Here is a 940-nt window from a genome sequence, read left to right on the forward strand (position 1 = left end):
CATCAAAATCCGGCAGGGCATTTTCTGCTTTCATGCTGCTGTACTTCTGGTTGGTGGTACGGTTGCGTTCATTCTGCTTGGTTCCCCCGGACGCATAGGGCGGATCGGTCACGACTGCATCAAAAATCCCCGGCTGGAATCCTTTTACCAGCTTTAAGGTATCCCCATGCAAGATACGCCAGTTCTCCCCTCCGGCAGACTCATCCGGCAGACAGTCCGGTTTTAAAAGATCTTCAAGTTTCAGGGTATTTCCCATAGGCATCATCCTTCCTCTTGCTTATTTCCCAGATTTCTCTGGAAGTGCTTCTATCTATGGAACTGCTCATCGGCAGGTATCCTCTTTTTTTGGTACTTCTTTTCTCGGTGTTCTGCGCTGTTCACGGTGATCCGACAGTTCGGTTTCCACATATTCGCTGATGATTCCCAGTGCTTCATAATAATTGCCACTCTTGTGGACACGGTCTGCCATCTCGTTGGCCTGTTCGGACATCCCGGCACATCTGAGCAATCTTGAGGCATCCCCAAGGATTGAGAAAATATTTCCGTCATGCCCTAAGAGCTTCAGATTCGGACGGGACGGATTTGGTTTCGGCTGCTTTTCCTGCATCTCGTTTTCTGGTGCTTTCACCTGTATCTGGAAATCCGAGCCGGCACCGACATAGAAATGTAAGTATAATTCACCGCCGTCTACCTTGATCTCCCGTTGTTCCAGACTTTCTCCCCAGCCATCGCTGTACTGGCCTCTCAGATACTGCCCCACCACACGGTATTCCTCTGGTGTCAGACTCTCCCGGAGTGTCAGGTTTGCACAGCCATATAGAACACCATCCTGTTCTTTTACCGCCATTGTAATGCGTTCCACTTTTTCCTTAATGTCCTTGTTTCGGTCAAAATAATCGATCAGGTTGCATGGCTGGTTGTCAGGCATACCGAGCCGATT

The 940-nt window shown here is 49.4% G+C and carries 1 protein-coding gene and 1 pseudogene; both read right to left on the reverse strand.

Features of this window, described 5'->3' with window-relative positions; genetic code table 11:
• Positions 1–256, reverse strand: a pseudogene (locus LIQ05_RS19335) (site-specific DNA-methyltransferase); the annotation flags it as partial.
• A 66-nt stretch (positions 257–322) separates the two neighbouring features.
• The coding region (locus tag LIQ05_RS19340) for a hypothetical protein (RefSeq protein ID WP_226822933.1) at positions 323–940 on the reverse strand (618 nt) is incomplete at its 5' end.

The organism is Blautia glucerasea (genome assembly GCF_020537505.1).
GTDB lineage: Bacteria > Bacillota > Clostridia > Lachnospirales > Lachnospiraceae > Blautia_A.